General features: G+C 69.7%; 3 protein-coding genes. All 3 read right to left on the reverse strand.

Annotated features, from left to right (window positions below; genetic code table 11):
- Nucleotides 1–1066 (reverse strand): class I SAM-dependent methyltransferase (locus ACFWF3_RS31075; RefSeq protein WP_379317286.1); only part of this gene is annotated, 1066 nt, incomplete at its 3' end.
- Nucleotides 1067–2044: a class I SAM-dependent methyltransferase gene (locus ACFWF3_RS31080; protein ID WP_101466273.1), complete on the reverse strand. Its 978-nt coding sequence runs from the start codon at nucleotides 2042–2044 to the stop codon at nucleotides 1067–1069.
- A gap of 216 nt (nucleotides 2045–2260) precedes the next feature.
- A partial coding sequence (locus tag ACFWF3_RS31085) for an enoyl-CoA hydratase-related protein (protein WP_379317287.1) occupies nucleotides 2261–2808 on the reverse strand: 548 nt, incomplete at its 5' end.

The raw sequence follows: 2808 nt of genomic DNA on the forward strand, positions 1-2808 counted from the left end.
ATTCCTGGCGCAGGGTCTTCTCGCGGAGTTCGAAACGGTCCTCGATGCGGAAGCCCCGCATGCCCGCGGGGACCGTGTCGCCGGTGAGGTAGGCGATCTGTGGGTCCAGTTGCCAGAGGCCGTGTTTCGCGGCGTAGTGACGGACCAGGCCCGCGCGGACGACGGCGCCGTCGGGGTCGATGATCCAGTCGCCGGGGGCGCGGTCGGGGATGTCGTCGGAGGCGGCGTCGGTGAGCGTGGTCGCGCTGCCGTGGGAATTCAGGACGGTGGCGCGGCGGGTGACGCCGGGTTCGGTGAGGCCGGGCGACCAGAGGCAGGCTTCGCGGACGGCGCCGTCGAGGGAGACGATCTCCACCTCGCCGTCCCAGCCGAGGCGGTCGAAATCCAGCCCGGGTGCGGACTTCACGGCGATATCGCGGCCCGCGTAGGCGGTGAGCAGATCCGGAAGTGGGGGTTGGAGTTTCGCGGGATCGTAGGTGCGACGGCCGTCGGCCCGACGAGCCGGATCAGCGATGATCACGGTATCGCGCGTGGTCGGCACGAGAGCATCGGCCTTGGCCAACACGATGTTTCGGCTACCAGCCGCTGCCGGGGCGGCATCCGCACTGATCGCCGGGCCGCGATCCACCGCCGATACCGGCCCCACCCCGAGATTGTGGGCGGCCATGGCCAGGCGGACATCGTCGAGATCGCTACCGACCACCGCCGGACAAGCCGCGGCCAGCTCGGACAGTTCCGCGCCGATCGAGCAGGTCACGTCGTGCACCGCGCGGCCGGCCAGGCGGGTCGCCCGATGCCGGGCGACGAGCGCGGGCGTCGCCTGTTGCAGCGCGTCGTCGGTGAACAGCCATTCCCCTGCCGTGGGCAGCTTCACCACGGCCTTACGACGCAACCGCACCGTCTCGATCAAGGCGGGCGCGAGTGCACCGTGCGAACGACGCACCTGCTCGATATCGCGCAGGTGCGTCGCGGTCGTCAGCTCCAGCCGGTCGACCTCGGCGAGCGCGGCACGGCCTGCCGCGCTGCCGAGATAGGCGACATCGTCGCGGCCGAAGCGATAGCCCACCTACTTCTGCGCCGCGCCCGGCTTCACGCCGGTGATCATCGCGTTGTAGAAGAACTCGCGCGGCACGACCTTGCGCAGCACGTTCTCGTCCAGCCAGCTCAGACCCAGCCACGCGCGGTACTGCGCCAGGCGGTAGGGCATGGTCAGCTTCTCGTCGGGGACTGCGGCCTCGAAGGTGCGCACCGGCCAGCCCCACAGGGCGGCGGCGAGTTCCTCGGTGGTGGCCTTCACATCGACGGCACCGGCCGACTTCGCCATCTTCTCGAGATCGCTCGGGTCGAAGGTGTGCAGGTCGACGACGGCCTCGAGCGCGGCGGCACGAGACGACTCGTCCAGTTCGGTCTGCGGACGACGCCAGCCCGACAGGAACGGCAGCTTGGTGATCTCGGTGGTCACCTTCCAGGTGGCCTGGCCGAGGCGACGGGCGTAGATGTTGCCGATGGTGGTGGGCTCACCCGCGAACACGAAGCGCCCGCCCGGCTTGAGCACGCGCAGGCACTCCTTGAGCGCCAGTTCCACGTCGGGGATGTGGTGCAGTACGGCGTGGCCACACACCAGGTCGAAGGTGTCGTCGTCGTACGGGATGGTCTCGGCGTCGGCGACGCGCCCGTCGACATCGAGGCCGAGGTGCTCGGCGTTGCGCAGCGCGACCTTCACCATGCCGGGCGAGAGGTCGGTGACCGAACCCGACTTGGCGACGCCACCCTGCATCAGGTTGAGCAGGAAGAATCCGGTGCCACAGCCCAGCTCGAGCGCACGCTCGTACGGCAGCGGAGCCGGGCCGACGGCGAGGTCGAACCGGCCGCGCGCATACGCGATACAGCGTTCGTCATAGGAGATCGACCACTTGTCGTCATAGGTCTCCGCTTCCCAGTCGTGGTACAGGACCTGGGCGAGTTTGGTGTCTTTGCGCGCTGCTTCGACCTGGGCCGCGGTGGCGTGGGGGTTCGGCGCCGGGTCGTCGGGATGGACCGTCATGCAGGCCAGCCTAATATGTGCGCCCGGGCACGCCGCTGCTGGGACAAGAGACTGCTCTTTCCTGCACCCACGACCGGCCGCCGGGCTCCCGCGAGCGCGAGCCGCCATCGGACCGGACAGCCGGTTCGCACCGCCCCAGCGCGGGATGGCTGGGAGGTTACCCGGGTTCTCGCAACACCGGCCCGCACGAAGTTAACCCAGGTTCCGGCGGTGTTGCTAGCGACCCGTGAAGGTCGCGGCGTTCGGTCCTTCCGCGGCGAAGGTACGGGTGCCGGTGCGGGCATCGTCGGTGTCGAACAGGGCCGACCATTCGGTGACAGCGGTGGCATGACCGTGCGGCCCGGACTCGAAAACCGCCTTGGCCGCGGCGAGGGCGCGGGGTGCGGCGGTGACGAACTGAGCGGCCCACGCGCGCGCCGCGGTGAGGACATCGTCGGGCGCGACGACCTCATCGACCAAACCGAGCTTCTCGGCTTCTTCGGCGCCGACGAAACGACCGGTGTAGACGAGATCCTTGGCCCGGCTCGCGCCGATGAGCAGCGAGAGCCTTCGGATGCCGGACAGCGGAATCAGGCCCGCTTTGATCTGCGGCAGACCGAGTTTCACGTTGTCGCCGACGATCCGGTGGTCGGCGCCCAGCGCGAGTTCGAGGCCGGCGCCGAGGCAGTAGCCGGTGATAGCGGCGACCGTCGGCTGCGGAACCCGCGAGAGGCAGCCGAGTGCGGCCTGGAGATCGGCGGCCATGGCGGCGGCCTGTCCGGCAT

The organism is Nocardia sp. NPDC060220, from assembly GCF_042727815.1.
Lineage (GTDB): Bacteria > Actinomycetota > Actinomycetes > Mycobacteriales > Mycobacteriaceae > Nocardia.